The sequence below is a fragment of the Bradyrhizobium sp. HKCCYLR20261 genome (assembly GCF_051168435.1).
GTDB lineage: Bacteria > Pseudomonadota > Alphaproteobacteria > Rhizobiales > Xanthobacteraceae > Bradyrhizobium.
Genome location: NZ_JBNPUZ010000001.1, coordinates 527780 through 554701, shown reverse-complemented (window position 1 = coordinate 554701; position 26922 = coordinate 527780). Strand labels below are relative to the sequence as shown.

At 65.0% G+C, this 26922-nt stretch carries 23 protein-coding genes; 10 read left to right on the top strand and 13 right to left on the bottom strand.

Going from position 1 to position 26922, the window contains the following annotated elements; genetic code table 11:
* Positions 1 to 361 precede the first annotated feature (361 nt).
* The 7 genes from ACQR1L_RS02575 to ACQR1L_RS02545 all read left to right on the top strand — a co-directional run bounded on the left by ACQR1L_RS02575 (position 362) and on the right by ACQR1L_RS02545 (position 9252).
* Positions 362 to 2206 (top strand): extracellular solute-binding protein, encoded by a 1845-nt coding sequence (locus tag ACQR1L_RS02575; RefSeq protein ID WP_434856566.1) that lies wholly within the window; start codon positions 362 to 364, stop codon positions 2204 to 2206.
* 5 nt (positions 2207 to 2211) lie between these two features.
* Positions 2212 to 4080, top strand: a complete 1869-nt coding sequence (locus ACQR1L_RS02570) for an extracellular solute-binding protein (RefSeq protein ID WP_434856565.1) — start codon at positions 2212 to 2214, stop codon at positions 4078 to 4080.
* 3 nt (positions 4081 to 4083) lie between these two features.
* On the top strand, positions 4084 to 5193 hold the full coding sequence (locus ACQR1L_RS02565; RefSeq protein ID WP_434856336.1) for a microcin C ABC transporter permease YejB: 1110 nt from the start codon (positions 4084 to 4086) through the stop codon (positions 5191 to 5193).
* A 2-nt stretch (positions 5194 to 5195) separates the two neighbouring features.
* Positions 5196 to 6368: an ABC transporter permease gene (locus ACQR1L_RS02560; RefSeq protein WP_434856335.1), complete on the top strand. Its 1173-nt coding sequence runs from the start codon at positions 5196 to 5198 to the stop codon at positions 6366 to 6368.
* Positions 6369 to 6401: 33 nt separating this feature from the next.
* A complete protein-coding gene (locus ACQR1L_RS02555; RefSeq protein ID WP_434856334.1) occupies positions 6402 to 8039 on the top strand; it encodes an ABC transporter ATP-binding protein in 1638 nt (545 codons plus the stop codon).
* A 38-nt stretch (positions 8040 to 8077) separates the two neighbouring features.
* The gene (locus ACQR1L_RS02550; RefSeq protein WP_434856333.1) at positions 8078 to 8335 is read left to right on the top strand and encodes a hypothetical protein; all 258 of its coding nucleotides are present in this window, start codon (positions 8078 to 8080) and stop codon (positions 8333 to 8335) included.
* A 380-nt stretch (positions 8336 to 8715) separates the two neighbouring features.
* Positions 8716 to 9252: a hypothetical protein gene (locus tag ACQR1L_RS02545; protein WP_434856332.1), complete on the top strand. Its 537-nt coding sequence runs from the start codon at positions 8716 to 8718 to the stop codon at positions 9250 to 9252.
* Positions 9253 to 9725: 473 nt separating this feature from the next.
* Here ACQR1L_RS02545 and ACQR1L_RS02540 read toward each other — a convergent pair whose 3' ends face one another.
* The 3 genes from ACQR1L_RS02540 to ACQR1L_RS02530 form a co-directional block, all read right to left on the bottom strand.
* The gene (locus ACQR1L_RS02540; RefSeq protein WP_434856331.1) at positions 9726 to 10667 is read right to left on the bottom strand and encodes a hypothetical protein; all 942 of its coding nucleotides are present in this window, start codon (positions 10665 to 10667) and stop codon (positions 9726 to 9728) included.
* Between the two features lie 766 nt (positions 10668 to 11433).
* Complete coding sequence (locus ACQR1L_RS02535) at positions 11434 to 12273, bottom strand: NlpC/P60 family protein (RefSeq protein WP_434856330.1); 840 nt, start codon at positions 12271 to 12273, stop codon at positions 11434 to 11436.
* Positions 12266 to 13648, bottom strand: coding sequence for a leucyl aminopeptidase family protein (locus ACQR1L_RS02530; RefSeq protein ID WP_434856329.1), 1383 nt, complete (start codon positions 13646 to 13648; stop codon positions 12266 to 12268). Before ACQR1L_RS02530 ends, ACQR1L_RS02535 begins: the two co-directional genes overlap by 8 nt.
* A 198-nt stretch (positions 13649 to 13846) precedes the next feature.
* Here ACQR1L_RS02530 and ACQR1L_RS02525 point away from each other — a divergent pair, with 198 nt between their 5' ends.
* On the top strand, positions 13847 to 14662 hold the full coding sequence (locus ACQR1L_RS02525) for a tetratricopeptide repeat protein (protein ID WP_434856328.1): 816 nt from the start codon (positions 13847 to 13849) through the stop codon (positions 14660 to 14662).
* Between the two features lie 6 nt (positions 14663 to 14668).
* Here the strand turns inward: ACQR1L_RS02525 and ACQR1L_RS02520 are convergent, their stop codons facing one another.
* The 10 genes from ACQR1L_RS02520 to ACQR1L_RS02475 form a co-directional block, all read right to left on the bottom strand.
* A complete protein-coding gene (locus tag ACQR1L_RS02520; RefSeq protein WP_434856327.1) occupies positions 14669 to 15904 on the bottom strand; it encodes a Zn-dependent hydrolase in 1236 nt (411 codons plus the stop codon).
* A gap of 85 nt (positions 15905 to 15989) precedes the next feature.
* Positions 15990 to 16964: a type II secretion system F family protein gene (locus ACQR1L_RS02515; protein WP_434856326.1), complete on the bottom strand. Its 975-nt coding sequence runs from the start codon at positions 16962 to 16964 to the stop codon at positions 15990 to 15992.
* Positions 16965 to 16974: 10 nt separating this feature from the next.
* A complete protein-coding gene (locus tag ACQR1L_RS02510) occupies positions 16975 to 17949 on the bottom strand; it encodes a type II secretion system F family protein (RefSeq protein WP_434856325.1) in 975 nt (324 codons plus the stop codon).
* A gap of 11 nt (positions 17950 to 17960) precedes the next feature.
* Positions 17961 to 19424, bottom strand: coding sequence for a CpaF family protein (locus ACQR1L_RS02505; protein ID WP_434856324.1), 1464 nt, complete (start codon positions 19422 to 19424; stop codon positions 17961 to 17963).
* Between the two features lie 21 nt (positions 19425 to 19445).
* Positions 19446 to 20711, bottom strand: a complete 1266-nt coding sequence (locus tag ACQR1L_RS02500) for an AAA family ATPase (RefSeq protein ID WP_434856323.1) — start codon at positions 20709 to 20711, stop codon at positions 19446 to 19448.
* Positions 20708 to 21448, bottom strand: coding sequence for a CpaD family pilus assembly protein (locus ACQR1L_RS02495; protein WP_434856322.1), 741 nt, complete (start codon positions 21446 to 21448; stop codon positions 20708 to 20710). Before ACQR1L_RS02495 ends, ACQR1L_RS02500 begins: the two co-directional genes overlap by 4 nt.
* 24 nt (positions 21449 to 21472) lie before the next feature.
* The gene (locus ACQR1L_RS02490; protein WP_434856321.1) at positions 21473 to 22966 is read right to left on the bottom strand and encodes a type II and III secretion system protein family protein; all 1494 of its coding nucleotides are present in this window, start codon (positions 22964 to 22966) and stop codon (positions 21473 to 21475) included.
* Between the two features lie 17 nt (positions 22967 to 22983).
* Positions 22984 to 23781: a Flp pilus assembly protein CpaB gene (gene cpaB / locus ACQR1L_RS02485; RefSeq protein ID WP_434856320.1), complete on the bottom strand. Its 798-nt coding sequence runs from the start codon at positions 23779 to 23781 to the stop codon at positions 22984 to 22986.
* Positions 23782 to 23907: 126 nt separating this feature from the next.
* Complete coding sequence (locus ACQR1L_RS02480) at positions 23908 to 24432, bottom strand: A24 family peptidase (protein ID WP_434856319.1); 525 nt, start codon at positions 24430 to 24432, stop codon at positions 23908 to 23910.
* Positions 24433 to 24748: 316 nt separating this feature from the next.
* Complete coding sequence (locus tag ACQR1L_RS02475; protein WP_008970183.1) at positions 24749 to 24913, bottom strand: Flp family type IVb pilin; 165 nt, start codon at positions 24911 to 24913, stop codon at positions 24749 to 24751.
* A gap of 443 nt (positions 24914 to 25356) precedes the next feature.
* Between ACQR1L_RS02475 and ACQR1L_RS02470 the strand changes: the two genes are divergently transcribed.
* Together ACQR1L_RS02470 and ACQR1L_RS02465 are read left to right on the top strand one after the other, a co-directional pair.
* Positions 25357 to 26184: a sterol desaturase family protein gene (locus tag ACQR1L_RS02470; RefSeq protein WP_434856318.1), complete on the top strand. Its 828-nt coding sequence runs from the start codon at positions 25357 to 25359 to the stop codon at positions 26182 to 26184.
* Between the two features lie 199 nt (positions 26185 to 26383).
* Complete coding sequence (locus ACQR1L_RS02465; protein ID WP_434856564.1) at positions 26384 to 26818, top strand: pilus assembly protein N-terminal domain-containing protein; 435 nt, start codon at positions 26384 to 26386, stop codon at positions 26816 to 26818.
* The last annotated feature ends 104 nt before the right edge of the window (positions 26819 to 26922 follow it).

The window sequence follows — 26922 nt, the reverse complement described above, 5'->3', positions numbered from 1 at the left end:
GCATTGCAAACGGCCGGGCCTTGCCCGGCCGTTTTGCTTGTGGGGGAAGCGAATTTCGCCGCATTTGGGACCTTTGGTCGCATGCCGGTCGTTCACAACCCGGTATCATGAGGAAAAAGCAAGGTTATCGGTCGAAACCTTGCCGTATATTGGTCCCCTGAATGGAACGGGTTCGGACGGTCCGGAGCGCCCCGCTTCGGCCGGCGCAACCTGTCCCGTCCGGATTGGGTTACGATCAGACGTTGGATCGGGAGCAGCCGCGGGCGACGCCGCCGAGCTGTTTCCAGGCGGTCTTACTCAGAGGAAGTCTCATTTGACGATTACCCGACGACAGCTCCTGCAGAGCAGCGCCTTCGCTGCGATGACCCCGGCGCTCGGCGCCGCCGCCAGCCTCGCCCCGCTCGACGCCGCGAAGGCGCAGGCGGGCGAGCAGATGGTCTGGCGCCACGGCCTGTCGCTGTTCGGCGAGGTGAAGTACCCGGCCGACTTCAAGCGCTTCGACTACGTCAATCCCGACGCGCCGAAGGGCGGCACCGCGCGGATGATCTCGCTCGGCACCTTCGACAATTTCAACATCGTCGTGATGTATGTGAAGGGCAACATCGCCGCGGCCGCGATGCTCCCCTACGAGACCCTGATGACGCGGTCGCAGGACGAGATCTCGACCGAGTACGGTCTGCTCGCCGAGGCCGCCTCCTATCCTGACGACTATTCCTGGGTGATCTATCGCCTGCGCAAGGAGGCACGCTGGCACGACGGCAAGCCGGTGACGCCCGAGGACGTCATCTTCTCGCTGGACGTGCTGAAGAAGAACAGCCCGTTCTACTCGTCCTACTATCGTCACGTCGTCAAGACCGAGAAGACCGGCGATCTCGAGGTCAAGTTCACCTTCGACGGCCCCGGCAATCGCGAGCTGCCGCACATCGTCGGCGAATTGGTCGTGCTGCCCAAGCATTATTGGGAGGGCACGGATTCGCAGGGCCGCAAGCGCGACGTCACTGCGACCACGCTGGAGCCGCCGCTCGGGTCGAGCCCCTACCGCATCAAGGACTTCGTGCCGGGCCGTTCGATCAAGGTCGAGCGCGTCAAGGATTATTGGGGCGCCAACCTGCCGGTCCGGATCGGCCAGCACAATTTCGACGAGCTGCAATACGAATATTTCCGCGACAACCAGGTCGCGCTCGAGGCCTTCAAGGCCGACCAGGCCGATTGGATCACCGAGAACTCGGCCAAGCAGTGGGCCACGGCCTACGAATTCCCGGCGATCACTGAGAAGCGCGCGGTCAAGGAGGAATTCCCGGTCCGCGATTCCGGCCGCATGCAGGGCTTCATCTTCAACCTGCGCCGTCCGCAATTCCAGGACGCCCGGCTGCGCCGCGCCTTCAACTACGCGTTCGACTTCGAGGAGATGAACAAGCAGCTGTTCTTCGGCCAGTACAAGCGGATCAACAGCTATTTCGAAGGCACCGATCTCGCCTGCTCGGGCCTGCCGCAGGGGCAGGAGCTCGAACTGCTCGAGGCGCTGCGCGACAAGGTGCCGCCGGAGGTGTTCACCACGCCGTATCAGAATCCGGTCGGCGGCAATCCTGAGAATGTCCGCGCCAATCTGCGCGAGGCGACAAAGCTCCTCAAGGAGGCCGGCTACGACATCAAGGACCGCAAGCTGGTCGATCCCGCCGGCAAGCAGGTGGCGGTCGAGCTGCTGGTGCAGGACCCATCCTCCGAGCGTATCGTGCTGTTCTACAAGCCCTCGCTGGAGCGGCTCGGCGTCACCGTGACGGTGCGCCAGGTCGACAACGTCCAGTACGAGCAGCGGGTGCGCACCTTCGACTACGACATGATCACCGACGTCTGGGGCCAGTCGCTGTCGCCCGGCAACGAGCAGCGCGACTTCTGGGGCTCCAAGGCGGCCGATGAGCCGGGCTCGAAGAACACCGTCGGCATCAAGAACCCGGCGATCGATGCGCTGATCGAGAAGATCATCTTCGCCAAGGATCGTAAGAGCCTCGAGGCGGCCACGCACGCGCTGGACCGCGTTCTGCTGTGGAATTTCTACGTCGTACCGCAGTTCACCTATCCGTTCCTGCGCAGCGCCCGCTGGGACCGCTTCAGCCATTTCGAGCCGTTCCCGAAATATGCCAGCACCGGCTGGCCGTCGCTGTGGTGGTACGACGCCGACAAGGCTGCCAAGGTGAAGCGCTCTTGAGCACGCTGTTGCATCTGTCGCGCCGTGGCGTGCTCGGCCTCGGGCTCGGCGCGCTCACGGCTCCGCTCGTCAGGCCGGCTGTCGCCGCGGAGTACGGCCCGGAGTCGCACGGCGCCTCGGCGTTCGGCGACCTGAAATATCCGGCCGACTTCCGCCACTTCGACTACGTCAATGTCGACGCGCCGAAGGGCGGGATGTTCTCGCTGATCCCCTCGGTGCGCGCCTACAACCAGTCCTACTATACCTTCAACTCGTTCAATGCCTACATCCTCAAGGGCGAGGGCGCTCAGGGCATGAGCATGACGTTCGCGTCGTTGATGGTGCCGTCGGGCGACGAGCCGGATGCGGTGTACGGGCTGGTCGCCAAGTCGGTCGCGATCTCGGCCGACAAATCGTCCTACCGCTTCACTCTGCGGCCCGAAGCGCGCTTCCACGATGGCAGCAAGATCACCGCGCAGGACGTCGCCTGGACGCTGAATACGCTGAAGGAGAAAGGCCATCCGCTGATCGTCGTGCAGCTGCGCGACTTCGTGAAGGCCGAGGCCCTCGACGATGCCACGGTGGTCTTGAGCTTCGCAGAGAAGCGCGCGCGCGACGTGCCGCTCTATGTCATGACCCTGCCGATCTTCTCGAAGACCTATTACGCCAGCCGGCCGTTCGACGAATCCACGCTCGAGGTGCCGCTCGGCTCCGGGCCGTACAAGGTCGGCAAATACGAGGTGAACCGCTACGTCGAGTTCGAGCGGGTCAAGGACTGGTGGGCGGCCGACCTGCCGGTCAGCCGCGGCTTCTACAATTTCGACACCGTGCGCTACGAGTTCTATCGCGACCGCGACGTCGCCTTCGAGGGCTTTACCGCGAAGAGCTATCTGTTCCGCGAGGAGTTCACCTCGCGCATCTGGGCCACGCGCTACGATTTCCCCGCCATCAAGGACGGCCGCGTCAAGCGCGAGCTGCTGCCGGACGAGACGCCGTCGGGCGGGCAGGGCTGGTTCATCAACACCCGCCGCAACAAGTTCTCCGATCCGCGCGTCCGCCAAGCACTGACCTATGCTTTCGACTTCGAGTGGACCAACAAGACCATCATGTACGGCGCCTATGCGCGCACGGTGTCGCCGTTCCAGAACTCCGACATGGTCGCGGTCGGGCCGCCGTCGCCGGAGGAGCTGAAGTTGCTGGAGCCGTTCCGCGGCCAGATTCCTGACGAGGTGTTCGGCGAGCCGTTCGTGCCGCCGGCCTCGGATGGGTCGGGCCAGGATCGCGCGCTGCTGCGCAAGGCCACGCAACTGTTGCAGCAGGCCGGCCTGCCGGTGAAGGACGGCAAGCGGATGCTGCCGTCCGGCGAAGTGTTCTCGATCGAGTTCCTGATCGACGAGGTCTCGTTCAAGCCGCACCACGGCACCTTGATCAAAAACCTGCAGACCCTCGGCATCGATGCCGATCTGCGCATCGTCGACGCCGTGCAGTACCGCGCCCGGGTCGAGGATTTCGATTTCGACATCACGGTGCAGCGGCTGTCGATGTCGCCGACCCCCGGCGACGGTCTGCGCTCCTATTTCACCTCGGACACAGCCAAGACCAAGGGCTCCTACAATCTCGCCGGGATCAGCAATCCCGCTGTCGATGCGCTGGTGGCCAAGGTGATCGCCGCGGAAACCCGGAGCGATCTGACCTTCGCCTGCCGCGCGCTGGATCGCGTGTTCCGCGCCGGGCACTATTGGATCCCGCAATGGTATCGGCAGACCCATCCGATCGCCTATTGGGATCAGTTCAGCCACCCGCCGAAGCCGCCGAAATACGGCTCCGGCGTCGGCGCCCCTGACATCTGGTGGTACGATGCCGCCAAGGCCGCAAAGCTGGAGCAGGCGAAGTAGTTCATGGCTGCCTATATCGCTCGCCGCATGTTTCTGATGCTCCCGACCCTGCTCGGGATCCTCTTCATCTCCTTCGTCGTGGTGCAGTTCGCGCCGGGCGGCCCGGTCGAACGCGTCATTGCGCAACTGACCGGCGCCGACACCGGCGGCACCTCGCGCATTTCAGGCGGCAGCGGCTCGGATTTCGGCGCAAGGCCGCCGGGCCAGGTCGGCTCCGGTGATACCAACTCCAAATATCGCGGCGCGCAGGGCCTCGATCCCGCCTTCATCAAGCAGCTCGAAAAGCAGTTCGGCTTCGACAAGCCGGCGCCGGAGCGCTTCGCGCTGATGGTCTGGAACTTCGCCCGCTTCGATTTCGGCAAGAGCTACTTCCGCGACACCACCGTGCTGCAGCTGATCAAGGAGAAGCTGCCGGTCTCGATGTCGCTCGGCATCTGGATGACCCTGCTGACCTATCTGATCTCGATCCCCTTGGGCATCCGCAAGGCTGTCGCAGACGGCTCGCGCTTCGACGTCTGGACGTCAGCGGTCATCATCATCGGCTATGCCATTCCCGGCTTCCTGTTCGCGATCCTGCTGATCATCCTGTTCGCCGGCGGCTCGTTCCTCAACATCTTCCCGCTGCGCGGCCTGACCTCGGACGGCTGGGCCAACTTCCCCTGGTACTGGAAGATCATCGACTATTTCTGGCACCTGACCTTGCCGCTGGTGTCGATGGCGCTCGGCGCCTTCGCGACCATGACCTTGCTCACCAAGAACTCGTTCCTCGACGAGATCCGCAAGCAATATGTCATGACCGCGCGCGCCAAGGGCTGCAGCGAGACCCAGGTGCTGTACGGCCACGTCTTCCGCAATGCCATGCTGATCGTGATCGCCGGTTTCCCCGGCACCTTCATCCACGCCTTCTTCTCCGGCTCGCTGCTGATCGAGACCATCTTCTCGCTCGACGGCCTTGGCCTGTTGTCGTTCGAGAGCATCCTCAACCGCGACTATCCGGTCGTGTTCGGCAATCTCTTCATCTTCTCGCTGCTCGGCCTCGCCATCAACCTGATCTCGGATCTGACCTACATGTGGATCGATCCGCGGATCGACTTCGACGCGCGGGAGGTCTGACGATGCTGAAGACCGCACCGATCGAAACCACGACCCAGGCGCCGCTCGGCGAGGCCGTGCCGCCGACGCGGCACCGCTTCAAGCCGTCGCCGCTCAACCAGCGCCGCTGGCAGAATTTCAAGGCCAACCGCCGCGGCTACTGGTCGCTGTGGATTTTCCTGTTTCTGTTCATCGTCTCGATGTTCGCCGAGCTGATCGCCAACGACCGGCCGTTCCTGATCAAGTTCGACGGCCACCTGTATTTTCCCGCCTTCGTCTCCTATCCGGAGACCGCGTTCGGTGGCGACTTCGAGACCGCCGCCGACTATCGCGATCCGTATTTGCAGAAGCTGATCGCCGACAAGGGCGGCACCGTGATCTGGCCGCTGATCCGCTACTCCTACGCCACCCACAATCTCGACCTGCCGACGCCGGCGCCGTCGCCGCCGACCTGGATGCTGAAGGAATCGCAGTGCAAGGCGGTGGTCGAGAAGAAGGGGCTGAAGAGCTGCCGGGATCTCGAATACAATTGGCTCGGCACCGATGATCAGGGGCGCGACGTCGTCGCGCGTCTGATCTACGGCTTCCGCATCTCCGTGCTGTTCGGCCTGTTGCTGACGTTCTTCTCGTCGATCATCGGCATCGCCGCCGGCGGCGTGCAGGGCTATTTCGGCGGCTGGGTCGATCTCTTGTTCCAGCGCTTCATCGAGATCTGGAACGCGATCCCCTATCTCTATCTGCTCTTGATCCTGTCCGCGGTGCTGGTGCCCGGCTTCTTCACTTTGCTCGGCATCATGCTGCTGTTCTCGTGGGTGTCACTGGTCGGCCTCGTCCGCGCCGAATTCCTGCGCGGCCGCAATTTCGAATATATCCAGGCCGCCCGTGCGCTCGGCGTCTCCAACGTCGTCATCATGTGGCGGCATCTGCTGCCGAACGCGATGGTCGCGACCATGACGTTCCTGCCGTTCATCGTCTCCAGCTCGGTAATGACGCTCACCGCGCTCGACTTCCTCGGCTTCGGCCTGCCGCCGGGATCGCCGTCGCTGGGCGAGATGCTGTCGCAGGCCAAGGCCAACGTGCAGGCGCCGTGGCTCGGCCTCACCGGCTTCTTCTCGGTCGCGATCATGCTGTCGCTCCTGATCTTCATCGGCGAGGCCGTGCGCGACGCCTTCGATCCGCGCAAGACGTTCAGGTGAGCGCCAGGGATGCGATGACATGGACACGATGACATGGATGCGATGACCCAGCCGCTTTTGTCGGTCAGCGATCTCTCGGTGGCGTTCCACCAGGGCGGCCGCGCGTCGACCGCTGTCGACCACGTCTCCTTCGACATCAAGCGCGGCGAATGCGTCGCGCTGGTCGGCGAGTCCGGCTCGGGCAAGTCGGTCAGCGCGCTCTCGGTGCTGAAGCTGTTGCCCTACCCGGTGGCCTCGCATCCCTCGGGCAGCATCCGCTTCAAGGGCCGCGATCTGCTGCCGCTGTCCGAAGGCGACATGCGCGAGATCCGTGGCAGCGACATCTCGATCATCTTCCAGGAGCCGATGACGTCGCTCAATCCGCTGCACACGATCGAGCGGCAGATCAGCGAGATCCTGCAACTGCATCAGCCGATCTCGAACAGTGCGGCGCGCAAGCGCGTGCTGGAGCTGCTGACGCAGGTCGGCATCCCCGAGCCGGAGACGCGGCTCGGCAGCTATCCGCATCAGCTCTCCGGTGGCCAGCGCCAGCGCGTGATGATCGCGATGGCGCTCGCCAACGAGCCGGACCTGCTGATCGCCGATGAGCCGACCACGGCACTCGACGTCACCGTGCAGGCGCAGATCCTGGCGCTGCTCGCCGACATCCGCGCGCGGCTCGGCATGAGCCTGCTGTTCATCACCCATGATCTCGGCATCGTCCGCCGCATCGCCGATCGCGTCTGCGTCATGAATGGCGGCAAGATCGTCGAGCAGGGACCGGTCGAGCAGGTCTTCACCGCGCCACAGCATCCCTACACCAAGGCGCTGCTCGCCGCCGAGCCGAAGCCCGACCCGGCGCCGCCGCGGCCCGATCAGCCGGTGGTGATGCAGGCGAAGGACCTCAAGGTCTGGTTTCCGATCAAGCGCGGCCTGTTCCGCTCCACCGTCGGTCACATCAAGGCGGTCGACGGCGTCAGCGTCGCCGTGCGCAAGGGCGAGACGCTCGGCGTCGTCGGCGAGTCCGGCTCGGGCAAGACGACCTTGGGCCTGGCGCTGTTGCGGCTGATCTCCTCCGACGGCCCGATCGTGTTTCTCGGCAAGGAGATCCAGGGGCTGTCGTTCAAGGACGTCCGCCCGTTCCGCCGGGACATGCAGATCGTCTTCCAGGACCCGTTCGGCGCGCTCAGCCCGCGCATGTCGGTCGGCGACATCATCGCCGAAGGCCTGACCGTGCATCAGCCGGATTTGTCCGAGGACGGGCGCGAGGCCAAGGTCGTGAAGGCTCTGAAAGACGTCGGCCTCGATCCCGCGACCCGCTTCCGCTACCCGCACGAGTTCTCCGGAGGTCAGCGCCAGCGCATCTCGGTCGCCCGCGCCGTCGTGCTGGAGCCGAGCTTCGTCGTGCTCGACGAGCCGACCTCCGCGCTCGACATGCTGTTCCAGGCCCAGATGGTCGAGCTGCTGCGCGAGCTGCAGCGCAAGCGCGAGCTGACCTACATGTTCATCTCGCACGATTTGCGCGTCGTGGCGGCGCTCGCCAGCCATCTGATCGTGATGCGTCACGGCAAGGTGGTCGAGGAAGGGCCGGCCGCGCAGCTGTTCAAGGCGCCGCAGACCGACTACACGCGCGCGCTGTTCGCGGCGGCGTTCCGGAACGAGACGGCGGGGAACGGGGCGGCGGCGCCGTAAAAGATCACAGACATCCGCACCCGGACCACCGCGAGACAATGTCGTCCAAGCTGGATCTCATCAGAACTCTTTTGCGGTCCGAATGGGACCCGATCGGCGTCTCCGGTCGGGGGGCGCCCGAAGACGAATATGATCGTTACGCTCTCCAGGTCTTCGCCATGCTTCAAGACGGTGCCGATGTTGCGTCGATCGCGAGCTATCTCACTGGTGTCGTCACGGACAGAATGTCACTCACGGGGCGTCCTGAAGTCGATCGTCTGATCGCTGAGAGGGCTCTGATGATCTATCAAAGTTAGAGCATGAGGCGATGACGCGGAAATGCATCATGCTCTTTTGCCCAACTTGCCGATGACGGCGAGGGAAGGCACGGCGGTCGCGGTCTCACCCTCCGCTGGAGGGGGAGGGTCGGCTCACAGGCGCGAAGCGCGTGTGAGCCGGGGTGGGGTGATCTCTCCACTTGCACCGGTGTCCGCGGTTTCACCCCACCCCGCTCGCCCGCTTCGCGCGCGATCGACCCTCCCCCTCCAGGGGAGGGTGACAGCGGGGCTGACCTCGAAGTTGCCCGCTACGGCCTCAGACTCGAGCGCGAGGCGGCGATGATGCGATTTGGTGAGAACGTAACACGCTCCAGGCGCCAAAGCGGGCGGATCGTGCCGAAACAAATGGAAGCACAAGGATGTCCGGCAGGGACACGGTTCATTGGACCAAGGGCTATACGCAATCTGAGCTCGACAGGGCGCAACGCCGATTCGGGCTGGTCTTTCCCCCCGATCTGATCGCGCTCCTGACGCGGAGACGTCCGGTTGATGGCCATGACTGGACCGACGAGCGCGCGATCAGGCGCGCGCTCGAGTGGCCGTTCGAGAGCCTTCGCCACGCTGTCGAAACCGGGCAGTTGTGGTGGTCGGAGTGGGGAAGGCTGCCCTCGACTGCACGCGCCCGGGAAGAGGCGCTCCGGGACATCGTGTCCCGGGCCCCCAAACTCATCCCGCTCATTGCTCATCGCTATCTGCCTGAGCAGCCACACGAGGCGGGCAATCCGGTCTTTTCAATCTATGGTGTCGACGCGATTTACTACGGCGCCAATCTGAACGACTATTTCGAGCGGGAGTTTTTGGGCTGGAGCAGCAGGCCCTGGCCTGCAAAGATCAAGCGCATTCCGTTCTGGTCCGACCTCGTCGAGCGATTTGCTGATGACACGAACACGTCCTGATCCCGTCGATGTCGCCCGGCAGCCCAACCGAGAGGGTTCATCTTGTCGTTCTTTCACAGATGCCGCTCCTGTCTGCAGACCTTTCCAGCGTTCAGCAGCGACGTGACAATCTGCGCGTTGTGCGGAAGCCCTGACATCGAGGAGGCGGCCGAGATCGGAATGGGTGAGCGCCTGGAGCGTGGCGCCATTTACAGGGTGGATCTGACCAGCGGACGGCTCGCCAAGTTAGGCGGCTCCTTTCCAGAGACGGCATGACCGCACTGAGGCGGCGCCGTCTCCCGCGCTGTCATGCTCCGCGAAAGCGGGGCATCCAGTAATCCGCGGCGGAAGAGATTCACCGAGGCGTCCCGGTGTACTGGATCGTCCGCCTTCGATTCGGCCTGGGCGAGATCTTCTTAGATCAATTCCGCAGCAAGCCCTGTCCGCATGAGAAATTCACTCTGACTCGCGCGGTGACAGCCGACTCTGAGCTCTTACAACACCTTGCTCAGGCCAACCCGCAAGCCCGCCTCGATGTCCTCAATCACCAAAGACAAGAGGTGCATTCGAGCCATGAGAATCACCTCGAGCTCATCGAGCGATGCGAAGCTTCGGTAAAGCAGATCGAAGTGACGAATCAACTTCGTGAACTCGATGATGAGCGACTGATCCCACTTGGCATGGGCCGCCGGCCTGCGATGACGTCGGGCCTGGAGGCTGAGAATGGTTTCCGCCTTCCCATCCTGTCGTCCCGGAAACCAGGCCAGCGGCTCCGGTGACAGGCAGAGGTCCCACCCGTCGATCAACTCCTTCGACAACACGGGGCGGTCTCTCGCCGATCTCTCGGCGTCGGCGCTGAAGCCCAACGGCTTCGACTCACGCTCCATCACGGCTTGGTAGAACCGTGCAGGTTGATCGAGTTCCCCGCCGAACTGCTTTGCCAATCCGGACGCATGTCGAGCGGTTTCGCGAACGCGCCGTTGCTTCTCTTCCGCCTCCACGCACGCGAAGCGGCGATCGTAAACAGCCCGATCCTCATACCGAAGCCGTTCCATCCGGCGGAGGCAGCGATCGAGTTGCTTCATCCATAACGGCCCGCCGGAAGCCCGGTGAGTCCCGAACTGCTCCTCGTGACGACGACGCAGATCGTCCATGTATGCGGTCGAACACGGCTCGCCTTCGGGGAGGCGGAAGCGAATGTTGGGATTTCCCAGGCTTATTTTCGCGTGTTCGACGACGTAGCGCCTAAATTCGGATTGCTCCTCGTCGCTCTCGGCGAACGAAGCCTCGAAATCGAGCCGCGGCTTCACGACGTCCCAGCCCGCCTGTTCCAGGATCGAGACAAATTCCCAGTGGCGTTCAGCGAGAGCGAACAATTCGGCAAGAACACGACGCTGCGCATCAATGTCGAGCGATTGTGTCCTCTGTTTTGTCATTCACGAACTCCGCGCGCCCAGAATAGCTCGCTCCAATGAGGACACAACATGCCAATTTTCAAGCATCCAACGGGGTGATTTGCCCGACGGGCGTCGTCCTCGAAGACTTGTCCAGCCCCTCCGCGGAAAATATTCCTGTTTCTTATTTTCGGAATTTGTGCATACTGCGCCCGTCCTGCCCGCGAGAGGGGCGTACGCGTCGTCACGGACGTCGGTGCGGGATGCGATGGCCGCTGTGATGCTGCGTGTGCAGGTGCGCACGGACGAACGGCATTAGGCGGGCGACGAAGTCGTGTGGTCCTGGCGCCCCGATGCTGGCGTCAAGGTCGCGAGCGCTGATGAGGCCCGCGGCCGACAGGGGCAAGACAGCCGGTCCCTGGGGAGAGCACGTATAAGACGCAGCCCATCGCGCAGGGAAGGCCGGATGTTCGGCCCGTACCTGTGGTGACTACCGCGTGCTTTCTTGCACGCAACCACGGGTGCGCTCGGCACCCGGCCTTCCCTGCGTCCTCTCATCGTTCGAGGGCGGATGACTATCGCAGAGCTCGGGCCAATGAGGTCGCGAGAGTACGGACGCTCGCCGCCATGCTGTTTGATAGGTATATCGGACTCTTGCGCTGCTCTTTCTCCGCGTCATTGCGAGCGTAGCGAAGCAATCCAGGATGGTGGGCGGGACTCTGGATTGCTTCGCTACGCTCGCAATGACGGAGGAGGGAGCTTGCGCCTCTCAATCTCATCGAGAGACGCGTCAGCGCGATGAGGCGAGTCAATCCAGCCGCTTGATCGCGAGCACATCGCTTCCGCTCGCCTTGATGCGCACGATGGCTTCCGCGATCGGCTCGAACTGCGTGGCCATGTGGAACGCGTTGGCGTGCACGATCGTATCGGCGTCGCGCACAATCGCGACGTGGCCCTTCCAGAAGATCAGGTCGCCGCGGCGCGGCGGCTCAGCCTCATCAAGCGCCCGTCCGAGCGACGCCAGCTGCATGTCGCTGTCGCGCGGGCATGCCACGCCGGCAGCATTCAACGACACCTGCACCAGCCCGGAGCAGTCGATGCCGAGGCTGCTCTTGCCGCCCCAGAGATAGGGCGTGCCGACGAAGCGCTCGGCGACGGCGACGTAGTCCGGCTCGGCATGATCAAGTCCAGCGACGTGCCGCTTCGGCACGAACCAGCCGTCCGCCGTGACCACGAAGCTCGCCTCGTCGCGGACAACAGCCACAGCCGCTCCCATCAGCAGCGTCTCGACCGGCGGCAGCTTGATCGACGGCCCGGGAAACGCGAAGCTGCGCAGCGCGCTGATCTTGTGCGTCGGCGCCGCAGTGGGTGTAGCGAGAGCAGCCTCAGGCAGCCAGCCGACATAGAAGTCGCGTTCGAGCTGGCCCCAGGCCCAGCCCTCGCCGTTGCGATCATAGATCGTGACGCGCTCGCCCTTCAGCGCCTGGGTCGCCAGCTCGGCGCCGGACTGCGGCTGCAGGCGCAGCGGCGCGATCGGATCGATCACCACGCGCGGCTCGCCGTCGACGAAACGCTCGGCGGTGACCTGTCCCTCGAGATGCCTCGCCGCGATGTCGCCGCGCGCCGGCGTGATGCGCGGATCAGCCATAGCGCTCGCTCAGCAGCTTGTAGAGCGCACGCGCCGCCTGGCACTCGCCGCCTTCGGGGCGGCCCGGCTTGGCCGACGGCGTCCAGGCGAAGATGTCGAGGTGCAGCCATGTCGTCGTCGGCTCGACGAAGCGCTGCAGGAACAGCGCGCAGGTGATCGAGCCGGCGAAGCCGCCGGACGGTGCGTTGATGATGGTCGCGACCTTGGAGTCGAGCCAGCTGTCATACGGCGCCCACAGCGGCATCCGCCACAGCGGATCGTTTTCGGTCGCAGCACAGCGCGCGACGTCGGCGGCGAGCGCCTCGTCATTGGTGTAGAACGGCGGCAGCTCGGGACCGAGCGCGACGCGCGCAGCTCCGGTCAGCGTGCCCATGTCGATCAAGAGATCCGGCTTGTCCTCGCAGGCGAGCGACAGCGCATCGGCCAGGATCAGCCGGCCCTCGGCGTCGGTGTTGCCGATCTCGACCGTGATCCCCTTGCGCGATGGAAACACGTCCATCGGCCGGAACGCGTTGCCGGCGACAGAATTCTCGACCGCGGGGATCAGCACGCGCAGCCGCAGCTTGAGCTTGGCGTCCATCACCATCTGCGCCAGCGCCAGCACGTTGGCCGCGCCGCCCATGTCCTTTTTCATCAGCAGCATGCTGCTGGACGGCTTGAGATCGAGCCCGCCGGTGTCGAAGCAGACGCCCTTGCCGACCAGCGTCACCTTCGGATGCGATGCGTCGCCCCATTTGAGCTCGATCAGCCGCGGCGCCCGCGTCGAGGCACGGCCGACAGCGTGGATGAGCGGGTAGTTGTGCTGCAGCAGGTCGTCGCCGACGATGCTGCTGAAGCGCGCGCCAAAACGCTCGGCGACCTGCTTGGCGGCGGCCTCGAGCTCCTCCGGCCCCATGTCGTTGGACGGCGTGTTGACGAGATCGCGCGCCAATGTCGCGGCAGCGGCGAGACGGTCGAGCTCGGCGGCGTCGACGCCCTCGGGCGGCACGAGGCGGACCTCCGGCGGCTCCGACTTGCGGTAGCGGCCGAAGCGATAGCTGCCGAGCGCGAAGGCCAGCGCAGCGAGCCTGCTATCATGCGGCGCATTGGCGAAGCGGTAGGTGCCGGCGGGCAGCAGGCCGGGCAGGGTGCCGGGGCGGAACAGATCGCGGTGCCTGGCGTCGGCGTCCTCGATGCCGAACAGCACCTGCGCGATACGGCCGTCCGCGCCGGGGAGAATCAGGCAGCTGCCGGGCTTGGCCGCGTAGACATTGGCCTCGGCGAAGGTGCGGGCCTCGGCCGGCAGGCTCTCGCGGATCTCGGGCCAGCGTGCCTTCGTCACGAAGGTGATCGGAATGGCGGAGGAGGCCGGAGCGGTTTCAAAGATCGAGGGCATGCCTAATGGTTCCTGAACGGACGCGCTGCTCACGCAGACTTCGCAGAGTTTGAGGATCGCTGCAATCTTGCCGGCCGCATCGCCCGCAAACCGGCGCAGAGCAGCCATCCATGCCCGCATTCGGTCATTAACCGGCTGTTAGCGTTAACAGTTTATTGCTGGCGCGTTCATTTCGCACGTCCCTCGAGTCCAGTGACAATGCGTCAGCAGCCTGCCATGAGCCGCATCCTCGCGTCGGTCGCCTTCGCCGCGCTTCTCGCCGCCGGCCTCGGCGGTTGCCAGACCGTGTCCGACGTCACGGGCTCGCTGGGCAGAAGCGCCGAGCCGCCGCCGCCCGCGACGCCGCAGCGCGCGGTCGAGGTCTATGGCGAGCGCTATCGCGCCAATCCGAAGGATGCGGCGATGGCCGTTGCCTACGGCCAGGCGCTGCGCACCAACGGCCAGCGCGAGCAGGCGGTCGCTGTGCTCGAGCAGGCGACTCTCGCCAATCCCGGCAACAAGACCGTGCTCGCGGCCTATGGCCGGGCGCTCGCCGACAACGGCAACTTCAAGCTGGCCTTCGACGTGCTGTCGCGCGCGCACTCGCCCGACAATCCCGATTGGAAGCTGCTGTCGGTGCAGGGCACCGCACTGGACCAGATGGGCCGCCACGACGAGGCGCGGCGCTACTATGAGAGCGCGCTGAAGATCGTGCCCGGCGAGCCGTCGGTGCTGTCCAATCTCGGCCTGTCCTACATGCTGACGCGCGACCTGCCGAACGCCGAGCAGGCGCTGCGCCAGGCCTATGGCTCGCAGCGGGCGGATGCGCGGGTGCGGCAGAATCTCGCGCTCGTCGTCGGCCTGCAAGGCCGCTTCGCCGAGGCCGAGCAGATCGCGCGCGCCGACCTGCCGCCGGACGAGGCCGCGGCGAACGTCGCGTACCTGAAGCAGATGATCCAGGGCCAGCGCGAAGGCCAGGGCAAAAGCAAGGCGCGGAACGCCGCGCCGATGGCCTCGCTCAGCCAGCCGGACTGAGGCTCGTCACGCGCCTGCCAGCAGGCGCCGGCAGGTCTCGACGAACACGTCGGCGCCGGTGACGATATCCGTGTCGGAGGTGTTCTCGGTCCAGTGATGGCTGATGCCGCCGATCGACGGTACGAACAGCATTCCCGCGGGCATGATGGTCGCCAGCACCTGGGCGTCATGGCCGGCGCCGCTCGGCATCCGCAGCGACTTGCCGCCGGCCAGCGCGGCGCTCGCCGCCTCGATCGCATCCTGGAAGCCGCCGTCCATCATCGCCGGCGCGCCGGTGCGGATGCGCTCGACGGCGACCTGACACGGGCCGGCCGCGGAGACCTGCGCGGCCATCTCGCGCAGCAATGCTTCGAGCCGGTCGATCACGGCGGCATTGTCGTCGCGGATCTGGAACAGCATCTCGGCCTGGCCGGGGATGATGCTCGGCGCACCCGGATCGAGCGTGATGCGGCCGGTGGTCCATACGGTGCGTGGGCCGCAGGCGGAGGGAAACCGCGTATCGATGTCGACGCAGAATTTGGCGAGCGCGAGGCCCGCGTCCTTGCGCACCGCCATTCGCGTCGTGCCGGCGTGGTTCTGCTCGCCGGTGAAGACGATGCGGTACTGCCAGATGCCGACGATCGAGGTGACGACGCCGACCTTGAGCTCGCCTTTTTCCAGCGTATCGCCCTGCTCGATATGAGCTTCGAGATAGCCGATGTGGCGGCCGCGCTCGGCCTGCAGGCGAGGACGCCCCGCGAGGCCCATTTCGGCGAGCGCCTCGCGCATCGTGCGCGGGCTGCTGCGGTCGCGGGCGGCGTCGATGTCGGCCTCGCTGACATCGCCGACATAGGAGCGGCTGCCGAGGAAGGCGCCGAAATGGCCCTCCTCGTCACACCAGGAGGCGACCTCGACGGCACCTGCGATGGAGGGATCGGGATTGAGCACGCGCGCCGCTTCCAGCGCGTAGATCACGCCGAGCGGGCCATCGAGCCAGCCGGCATAATTCTGGCTCTCCAGATGCGAGCCCGCCAGCAGCTTCGGTCCCGGCTTCGCGCTCACCCCGAGCACGTTGCCGATGCCGTCGATCTCAGCCGAAAGCTGCGCGTCGGGCAGGCGCGCGGCGAGCCAGTCCAGCGACTGCCGGTGCGCCTCGGAAAAGGTCGGGCGGTGCACGCCGGTCTTGTAGGTGCCGTAGGCGCGCAGCGCGTTCAGATCGGCGAGGACGCGGGCGCCATCGGCGCGGCGGAGAGTGTCGGACATCAGGCGGAGACCTCGATCAATGCTCCGCCTCCCTCTCAAAGTGGCGCCGCCTCCGCAAGCGATATTTCGCCGTGCGGGCCGTCGGCTACTGCATGGCCGCGACCTTGATGCCGGTCGGTCCCAGAATGACCACGAACAACACCGGCAGGAAGAACAGGATCATCGGCACCGTCAGCTTCGGCGGCAGCGCGGCGGCCTTTTTCTCGGCCTCGTTCATGCGCATGTCGCGATTTTCCTGCGCCATCACGCGCAGCGATTGGCCAAGCGGCGTGCCGTAGCGCTCGGATTGCTGGAGCGCGAGACAGACCGACTTGACGCCTTCGAGGCCGGTGCGGCGGGCGAGGTTCTCATAGGCGACCTTGCGGTCCTGCAAATAGGAGAGCTCGGCCGTGGTCAGCGTGAACTCCTCCGACAGCGCGATCGACTGGCTGGAGATTTCCATCGCCACCCGGCGGAACGCGGCCTCGATCGACATGCCGGACTCGATGCAGATCAGCAGCAGATCGAGCGCATCCGGGAAGGCGCGCTTGATCGAGAGCTGGCGCTTCGAGATCGCGTTGCTGAGGAACAGCATCGGCGCCTGCAGGCCGAGATAGGCCATGCCGACGCAGATGCCGATCTTGACCGGCATCGATTTCTCCAGATGCGCGATCACGAACACGTAGAGTACGGAGCCGACGAACAGCACCAGCGGCGTCACGAGTCGCGCGAACAGGAAGGTGATGTAGGGCGCCTGGCCGCGATAGCCGGCCATGATCAGCTTCTCGCGCGCGGCTTCCTGCGCCAGCCATTTCGTGAGGTTGAAATCCTCGACGACCCTGGAGACCAGCTGTTTGGGCGTCTGCCGCAGCGAGACCTTCTCGCCGGCATTGAGGCGCTCGCGCTCGCGCTGCTTGATCCGCTCGCGCTCGCTAGCAACGGCCTTCATGCGCTTGTTCAGGTTCTCGCCCGCGAACAGCGGCATGACCAGCGTGTAGACGGTCAAACTCGCCGCGATGGCGGCGAAGAACATCGTCATGAAGTGCGGATCGTGCAGCTTGGAGACCAGAAAGTCGACCATGGTCCACCCCTCAGAAATCGAAATTGATCATCTTCTTCATGACCAGGATGCCCATCGACATCCAGATCACGCAGCCGACGAGCATGAGCTGGCCGGTCGGGTGGGTCCAGAGCAGCGAGATGTAGTCGGGCGTGCTCAGATAGACCAGCAGCATCACGATCGGCGGCAGCGATCCGATGATGCCGGCGGAGGCCTTGGCTTCCATCGACATCGCCTGGATCTTCTCGGCCATCTTCTTGCGGTCGCGCAGCACCTTCGACAGGTTACCCAGCGCCTCGGAGAGGTTGCCGCCGGACTTCTGCTGGATCGCGACCACGATGCCGAAGAAGTTGGCTTCCGGCAGCGGCATGCGCTCATAAAGCCGGGCGCAGGCTTCGCCGAGCGGCATGCCGATCGCCTGTGTCTCGATGATCGCGAGAAACTCGCTGCGCAGCGGCTCCGGCGCGTCGGCGGCGACGACCTTGATCGACTCGAACAGCGGCAGGCCGGCCTTGATGCCGCGCACGATGACGTCGACCGCGTCCGGCAGTGCGGCCAGGAATTTCTTCTCGCGACGCTTCTTGAGATAGCCCAGGATCCAGCGCGGCAGGCCAAACCCCGCCGCGAAGCCCATGCCGAGCGCGCCGAGCGCGCCACCGCCTGAGAAGAACGTGATCGCGCAGACGAAGAAGCCGAGCACGCCGGAGATGATCCAGAACTTCTGAACGGTCCAGTCGAGTCCGGCCTGCGAGATGCGCATGTTGAGCGGCACCTTGCTCTGCTTCTGCGCCTTGGCCTCGAGGTCCTTCAGCGAGGTTTCGACCTGTTCGCGGCGCGAGCGCTGATTGCGCTCGGCCTGGCGAACCACCGGCTCGGCCTTGGCGACCGTGCTGCGCCGCTGCTCGGCCTTTCGTTCGCCTGACAGCATCGGATAAAGAAACACCCAGGCCATGCCGCCGATGGCGGTAGCGGCAAGGAAGGCGAGAGCCAGAGCCTGGAACTTCATCGGTTCTCTCCTCACTCCTTGCTGGCGATTTCGGCCGCATCGAGCGCCGCCGCCAGGCGCTTCTCTTCGCCATAATAGCGCGCGCGCTCCCAGAAGCGCGGCCGGCCGATGCCGGTCGAGCGATGGCGGCCGATGATCTTGCCGTTCGCGTCCTCGCCGACCATGTCGTAGAGGAAGATGTCCTGGGTGATGATGGTGTCACCTTCCATGCCCATCACCTCGGTGATGTGCGTGATGCGGCGGGAGCCGTCGCGCAGGCGGGCGGCCTGCACGATGACGTCGATCGAGGCGCAGATCATCTCGCGGATGGTGCGCGACGGCAGCGAGAAGCCGCCCATCGTGATCATGGATTCGCAGCGCGACAGAGCTTCGCGCGGGTTGTTGGCGTGCAGCGTGCCCATCGAGCCGTCGTGACCGGTGTTCATGGCCTGAAGCAGGTCGAACGCTTCAGGTCCGCGGACTTCGCCGACGATGATGCGTTCAGGACGCATACGCAGACAGTTTCTGACCAGCTCGCGCATGGTGACCTGGCCTTCGCCCTCGATATTGGGCGGCCGGGTTTCGAGACGCACCACATGCGGCTGCTGCAGCTGAAGCTCGGCCGCGTCCTCGCAGGTGATGACACGCTCGTCGTGATCGATGTAGTTGGTCAGGCAGTTCAGCAGCGTGGTCTTGCCCGAGCCGGTACCGCCGGAGATCAGCACGTTGCAGCGGACGCGGCCGATGATCTGCAGGATCTCGGCGCCCTCCGGCGAGATCGCGCCGAACTTGACCAGCTGATCGAGCGTCAGCTTGTCCTTCTTGAACTTACGAATGGTGAGCGCGGGACCGTCGATCGCCAGCGGCGGCACGATGGCGTTGACGCGGGAGCCGTCGGCGAGACGGGCGTCGCAGATCGGCGAGGATTCGTCGACGCGGCGGCCGACCTGGCTGACGATGCGCTGACAGATGTTCAGCAATTGCTGATTGTCGCGAAAGCGGATGCCGGTGCGCTGGATCTTGCCGTTGACTTCGATGAAGACCGTGCCGGCGCCGTTGACCATGATGTCGGCGATGTCGTCGCGCGACAGCAGCGGCTCGAGCGGGCCGTAGCCGAGGACGTCGTTGCAGATGTCGTCGAGCAGTTCCTCCTGCTCGGCGATCGACATCACGATGTTCTTGATCGCGATGATCTCGTTGACGATGTCGCGGATTTCCTCGCGCGCGGATTCGCCGTCGAGCTTGGCGAGCTGCGCCAGGTCGATCGCCTCGATCAGCGCGCCGAAGATCGTCGCCTTGACCTGGTAGTAATTGTCCGAGCGCCTGGTCTCGACGGCCGGCGGCGGGGGAGGAGGCGCGGCCCGTGTCGGTGCCAGGGGAGGCGACGCGACGGCCGGAGAGGCTGCGCGTGGCGCAGCCGGCGCCGGCTCAGGGGCCGGCGCGGCCGGCCTGAGCGTCCTTGTATTATCGTCCAATCCGCTACGCTTACCAAACACGACCTAGAACTCCACGCGTGCTTACTTCCTCAGCTTCTCCAGCAGAGGCGACAGGAAGGAGCCTTTCGGCTTCTTGGTCTCGCTGCGGCCGGTCAGCCGCTGGGCGATCTGTAGAAACATCTCGGTGGTCCGATGGTTGGGGGACATTTCCGCAATCATCTGACCGTTGTTGGCAGCCGCGCCGAAGATCTGCGGCTCGAACGGGATCGTCGCGATCGGCGGGCTTTCGATCGCCTTGGCGAACTCGCTGGCGTTGATCTCCGGCCGCTTGGGCACGCCGACCTGGTTCAGGCAGTACAGCGGCATGCGATCGTTGGGCCGCGCGGCCTTGAGCAGGTCGAACATGTTCTTGGTGTTGCGGAGCGAGGCGAGATCCGGCGCCGCCACGATCAGGATGTCGTCGGCGCTGATCAGGGCCCGCTTGGTCCAGCCCGCCCATTGATGCGGTACGTCGAGCACGATGCACGGCATCGACGCGCGCAGTGTGTCGAAGATCGCGTCGAACGCCTCCGCGCCGAAGTCATAGACGCGGTCGAGCGTCGCAGGCGCGGCCAGCAGGCTGAGATGATCGGTGCATTTCGACAGCAGCCGGTCCATGAAGGCGATGTCGATGCGGTCCGGCGAGAACACTGCGTCGGCGATCCCCTGGGCGGGGTCCTGATTGTAGTCGAGACCGGCCGTGCCGAAGGCGAGATCGAGATCCGCCACAACGGAGTCCATCGACAGATCCCGCGCGATGGCCCAGGCGATATTGTGGGCGAGCGTGGACGCGCCGACGCCGCCCTTGGCGCCGACGACGGCGATGATCCGGCCCACCGCCTTGGCCTCCGGCGCCGAAAACAGGTTGCAGATCGACCGCACCACGTCGATCGGGGTCACCGGCGACAACACGTAGTCGCTGACGCCGCGGCGCACGAGCTCACGATACAGCGTCACGTCGTTGACGCGGCCGATCACGACGACGCGGGTGCCGGGATCGCACACCGTGGCGAGCTGGTCGAGGCCGGCCAGGATGTCCGTGCGGGTGTCCGTCTCCAGGATGATGACGTTGGGCGTCGGCGCGGACTTGTAGGCCTCGATGGCGGCCGCCATGCCGCCCATCTGGACCTTCAGGTGCGCCTTGCCGAGCCGCCGGTCCTCGCCGGCGGCCTGAACCGTGGCAGCCGTCTCCACGGTCTCGCAGAACGCCTGCACCGAGACACGCGGCGCGGGCGCGATGTGATCGTCGGCCGGCGGCGGCACGACGTCGGGCTGCTCCTCTGGAGTCTGTCGGGCGTAGCTGATCATTTGCCTGTGTCGCTCAGTTTGGCCTTGTCCGCCTCGGGATACGCGATCGCGGTTGACGCTCCCTTGCGGTATTTCTCGAAGAACGCGGTCCGCCGGGTGGTATAGGACGGTGTCTCGGAGCGCGGCTGCACCAGATCGGCGGGGTTGGCGACCATCGCCGCCATGTTGCGCTGATAGGCGCAGCCGAAGTTCCAATCGGGCTTGTTGTCGTACCAGTTCTTGTTCTTGATCGACGGCCCGAGATCGTCGGGCCAGAGGCCGCACGGACCGGCCGTGGCCGACAATTTGGGATAGCTGAGGCGGATCGCTGCCATCTGGCGCGGGTCCTTCGGCTGGTAATTGCGCACGGTGAGGCCGTGCGGCGGCATGCCGGCGGCTGCGAACAGCGACTGGATCTCGCGCATGGAATCGGCGGCCGCCCGGGCGTTCGGCGTCCCGCTCGGCACGTCGGCGCTGATCGCGCCGGTGCCCTGGCGCATCCAGCTGTTCGCCAGTCCCATCACCTCGGCGCGCTGCTCGGCCGTCAGGCCGCCGCGGCCCTGGCCGACGAACACGACCAGGGAATCCGGGGCTTCCTGGACCGCAATCGGGTGACGCAGCCGGTAGTCATCGGGAATGCTGGCGGTGACCGCAGGGTCTCTGCGGAAATTGCAGGCGCCGAGCAGGACCGCGGTCCCGGCAAGCGCGACGGCAAGCTGCAATCTGCGGTATCGAGCTGGGCTGGATTTCATCGTCATGGGTGCAAGTCCTTAGGTCCCGGCTCAGTCCGTGATGAAGCCATAGGCGCCGCGCAAGCCGCGACCGGTTTCGGTCCGGCCGGGCACGCCATAGATGCGGTTGATGCTGCCGAGCAGATCGGCCTGCGGGTCGGAGGCGGCGGCGAAGCCGTCGTCCGGTCGCGAGAGATCCTTCTGCGAGACGGCGCGCACCACGAACGGGGTCACCAGCACCATCAGCTCGGTCTGGTTGTTGACGTAGTCGCGGCTGCGGAACAGGGCGCCGAGCACCGGCAGTTGCATCAGGCCGGGCATTCCGCTGATCGCCTGCTTGGTCTGCTGCTGGATCAGGCCGGCCATCGCCATGGCGCCGCCGGAGGGAATCTCGAGCGTGGTTTCGGCGCGGCGGGTCTTGATCGACGGGACGGTCAGCGAGTTCGTGGTCGTCGAACTCACCGCCTGCGACAGGGTGATCGAGTTCTCGTTGGAGAGCTCCGAGACCTCGGTCATCACGCGCATCGAGATCTTGCCCTCGCTGAGCACGACCGGCGTGAAGTTGAGCGAGATGCCGAACTTCTTGAAGCTGATCTGGGTGGTACAGACATGTGTCGTCGGATCGCAGGAGTAGCCGGCGGGCACCGGAAACTCGCCACCGGCGATGAAGGTCGCGGATTCACCGGAAATCGCGGTCAGGTTCGGCTCGGCCAGGGTCCGGATCACGCCCGCATTTTCCATCGCGCGCAGCGTGGCCTGGACCGACGGCGTCGAGCCGAAGGCGGCACTGACGGCGTTGTTGGAGACCAGGTTGCTGCCATAGGCCGTGAACGGATTGGAGTTGGCGAACTTGACCACGGCGGTGCCGTAGTTGAGCTGGCCTGAGAGGTCGATGCCGAGCTGCTTGACCACCGAGCGCTGCACCTCGGCGACCGTCACCTTCAGCATGACCTGGTCGCGGCCGCGCACGGTGATGGAGTTGACGACCTTGTCGGCGCCGCCCGCGAGCCGGGCCGCGAGTTCACCGGCCTGCTGCGCCTCCATCTGGCTCGCCACCGACCCGGTCAGCACCACGCCGTCGCCGAGGCCGTCGATCTGGATCTCGGCGTTGGGCAGCATCTGCTTGAGGGCGGCGCGGGCGCCGTTCAGGTCGCGCTTGACCGCGATGTCATAGGCCGCGATCTGCTGCCCATTGGCGTCGAAGAAGACGATGTTGGTCTGGCCCACCGTGGCGCCGATGATGTAGGCGCGCTGCGACGAGCGCACCACGGCATTGGCGATCTTCGGATCGGCGACGAGCACGTCCTTGATGTCGCGCGGCAGGTCGATGACGACGGACTTGCCGATGCCGAGCGACAGGAAGCGCGCGTTGATCTGGCCCTCGGGGGCGGCCGAGGCCGTCGCCGCCGTGGCGGCGGCCGGGCGGTAGTCAGCCGCGATCACCGGCGCCAGCGCCGGATTGAGGGTCAGCGCAGCGGCGGCCGAAAACGACAGCGCGCGAACCATCATGGTCCGCAGTTTCCGCTGATTTTCGCTGCAAGTCATCGTGGTGGTCCTCTTGCTCACTTCTGCGTCGTCATCGTGCTGGGAATACCGAAGCGGATGACGGCAACACTGTCGCCGCGCCTGCGGCTGGTCTCGTCGGTGCGGTTGTCGGCAACGTTGACGTCGGCGATGCTGCGCAGCGCCAGCGACAGCGTTCCGGTCTGGCGGGCGCGGGCGAGCGTCTCGGCCTGCTCCGGCTTCAGCTCGAGCGTGACCGTCTTGCCGACCACCGTGGTCTGGCCGTCCTTTTCCTTGGGCGCCTGGTCGATCGCCAGCACCCGGATGTTGGACAGGATGATCTCGGAGCTGATGACATCTCCGGCATTGGGCTGATCGTTGTTGCGCTCACGCTTCGACAGGATCACGTCGACGCGGTCGTTGGGCAGGATGAAGCCGCCAGCGCCGGTCTCCGGCGAGATCTCCGTCGAGACCGCGCGCATGCCTGCGGGCAGGATCGCGGCCATGAAGCCGGAGCCGTCGGCCTTGACCAGCTTCTGTTCGCGGATCGGTTCGCCAGCGATGAAGGGGGCGCGCGCGATCGCGCCGGTGACCTCGTTCTGACCTTCGGGCCGCTCGTTGCGCCGGATGAAGCTGGAACTCGTTGTGGCGGCTGGCCAGCTCTGCCACTGCAGGTTTTCCGGCTTGATCGACTGACCGAGGTTGATGTCTGCTTTGGCGACAAGGACGTCGACGGTGGGCACCTGAGGCGCCGGTGCGGCGACTTCAGCTGGCCGATCGGACCCGCTCGCGAGATATGCGGCCACGCCGCCAGCGCCGACAGCGATGGTCAGAACCACGATGCGTGCGGTATTCATACGCTTCACTTTCCACATTACGCCGCGACGCTTCCGCCGCCGTAATGGGAGTTGAGCAGTTATTCGTCAAAGCATGGTTAATGAGGCGTATCTAAATCGCCTTAACACCGTGTTGACACGGTGCCTTCAGAGCAATGCGAGACGCGCGGCGTCGATCGCCTTCACCCATTCGGTCTCCGGATAGACCATCAGCGCGCCCAGCGCGAGCGCGATGCCGTAGGGAACGCCGCTCTCCCTGGCGTGCAGACGCGCAAGCCAGGGTTGCCCAGCGAGCATGTAGGGCAGGGGCCATTGCCGGAACTGCATGATGACGAGCGTCAGCACACCGCCGAAGATCGAGGCGTAGAGCAGATAGTTCATCAGATGCGCGAAGCCGAACCACAGGGCTGCGGCGGAAGCCACCTTGGCATCTCCGCCACCGATCCAGCCGAATGCGAAGCACGCGAAAGCAATCACCAGCAGCGTTGCGCCGGCACCGAGGTGCAACAGCATGTCGGTCATGCCCATGCCGCTGAGCGGCGCCAGCACCAGGAAACCCGCGATCAGTGCGAAAGAGACCCGGTTCGAAATCGTCATCGTGAACAGGTCGCTCGCGGCGGCAAACGCCATCAGGGCCGGGAACAGCAGAAGGCGTGCGAGATCGAGGGTCATGGGCTCACAGCGGCATCGAGGCGGCACGGAATGCGCGGCTGCGACAAGCTAGCCGGAAGAGATAAATGATCGGGAAATGGCCGGACAAGCGGCGGGCTTCACCAGACGCTGAGGACGCGGAGTGCGAGCGCGACGATGGAGAGACCGAGGGCCAGACAGACCCAGCCGATCGCGGCTTCGCTCTGCGCGAACGCACGCCGGGGAGCGGCAGTGGACAAAACGTGGTTACGCATCACTGAACGCCGCGGAGCTGAAGGTCGAAATGATAAAGGCCCCGGGAGTGCCGGGGCCTTCTTTGCTCGGTCGTGATGACCGCTTACTTCAGCGAGGTATTGATCGACGAGAACTTGGAGCTCAGGCTGGAGCCGAGACCGTTCACCGCCGCAATGATCGCGAGCGAGATGCCGGCGGCGATCAGGCCGTATTCGATCGCGGTGGCGCCGGACTCATCCTTCACGAAACGAGCAAGAAGATTCTTCATAGGGTAACTCCATGTACACGTGGCTGGTCGAACAAATTCTGGTCGTTGCGGCGTTCTCAGCACCGTGACCATGCGGACACCCTAGGGGGCAGGAATTTCGGCGTAGTTAATTCGATCGGCGAAACACGGCGACAAATGGCTGTTCTTGTGCACAGTAAACGTTGATTTAAGCGCGCCGCTCAGTTTCGAAACAATTCCCCGAGGCGACAAATTCACACCTATTGAGTGCAGCGGACAGCCGCGCGCGCCTGGTCGGCTGACGCTCCCGAGGCCGCTTCCATATGAAGAAGAGTCCTGTGCCGTCACACGCGTGAGATCCTGTCGCGCGTGCTGACATGCCACTGCGATACGCGAAGCTGCTGCCCCGGCGGGGCCATGGAGGTTCACGGCTCCTTAAGCGCCAAGGAGTACCCCTCGGAACAGATCTTGTGATGAGGGATGTGATGTCTGGTCTGCCATGGGAAGTCGCGTTGATGCTCGGCCAGACCATCGAAAAGGTGCTGCCGATCACGTTGGTGCTGGCGGCGGTCTTCTCGGTGCTCAGCTATTTCTGGGCCTGCAACCCGGGAAAGCCGTGGTGGCAGAAGCGCGAGCTCGTCACCGACGTCGTTTACTGGTTCTTCGTGCCGGTGTTCGCGCGGGTGCTGCGCATCGGCCTGCTGGTTCTCGGCGCCGGCGTGATCTTCAAGATCCACGATGCCGATGAGCTGATCGCCTTCTATGAGAACGGCCATGGCCCGTTGGCGCAGTTGCCCGAATGGCTGCAGGGGCTGCTGTTCCTCGTGCTCTCCGACTTCATGCTGTATTGGACCCACCGCCTGTTCCACGGTGGCGAGTTCTGGAAGTACCACGCGGTCCACCATTCCTCGGAGGATCTGGAGTGGATTTCGGCAGCGCGCTTCCATCCGGTCAATCTGATCCTCGGCACCATCGCCGTCGACGTCATCCTGCTGACGGCCGGCATTTCGCCGAATGTGATGATCTGGGTCGGTCCGTTCACGACCTTCCATTCGGCCTTCGTGCACGCCAATCTCAACTGGACGCTCGGCCCGTTCAAATATGTCCTGGCCACGCCCGTCTTCCACCGGTGGCATCACACCCCGATGGAAGAGGGCGGCAACACCAATTTCGCCGGCACGTTCCCGATCTGGGATATCCTGTTCGGCACCTTCCGGATGCCGGAGGGGCAGTTGCCCGAGACCTACGGCAAGGACGAGGCGACGATGCCCGGAGAGTTCGGTGGCCAGTTGGCATTCCCGTTCCGCCGCTGACGGCGTCGATCCGGACGGCTGCCATCAGGTGGCGGCGTTTGCGGATCGTTCACCAATTGAGCGCAGATTTGCCGCGTCGGGCGCCGTCACCGCTGCGTATCGCTTGAGACGGCTCGTCAATGCCCCGGGGTTGAGTATGTCGATGAGTGTGTCGTGTCGTCCTGTTGTTTCCCTCGCGCTGCGGGCCGCCGTCGCCGCGATGCTGCTGTGGCCGGCCGCCGCCTCGGCGGATCCTGATCCGGCCATCGCCGTGAACGTCGACCAGGCCAAGCTGGTCAAGCTGCCCGACCGGGTCGCCACGCTCGTCGTCGGAAATCCGATGATCGCCGACGTGACCCTGCAGAGCGGCGGCATCATCGTGGTCACCGGCAAGAGCTACGGCGCCACCAATTTCATCGCGATGGATCGCGGTGGACAGGTGCTGATCGACCGGCAGATCCAGGTCGCCGGGCCGACCGATCGGCTCGTCACCGTGTATCGCGGCGTCGATCGCGAGACCTATAGCTGCATGCCGATCTGCCAGCGCCGGGTGACCCTGGGCGACGGTGACAACTACTTCAAGTCGGTGCTCGATCAGGCCGGCACGATGTCGAGCACGGCCAGCGGCAGCGCCGCGGCGGCCAAGACCAACTGAGCAAATACACCTGCTTTCGACGCGCCGATCGGGCCCCGGCCTGATCGACGCGTGCTGCCTGCCAAGGCCGGACGCCGGTACGCGAGGGCCGGTCGGGATGGCTG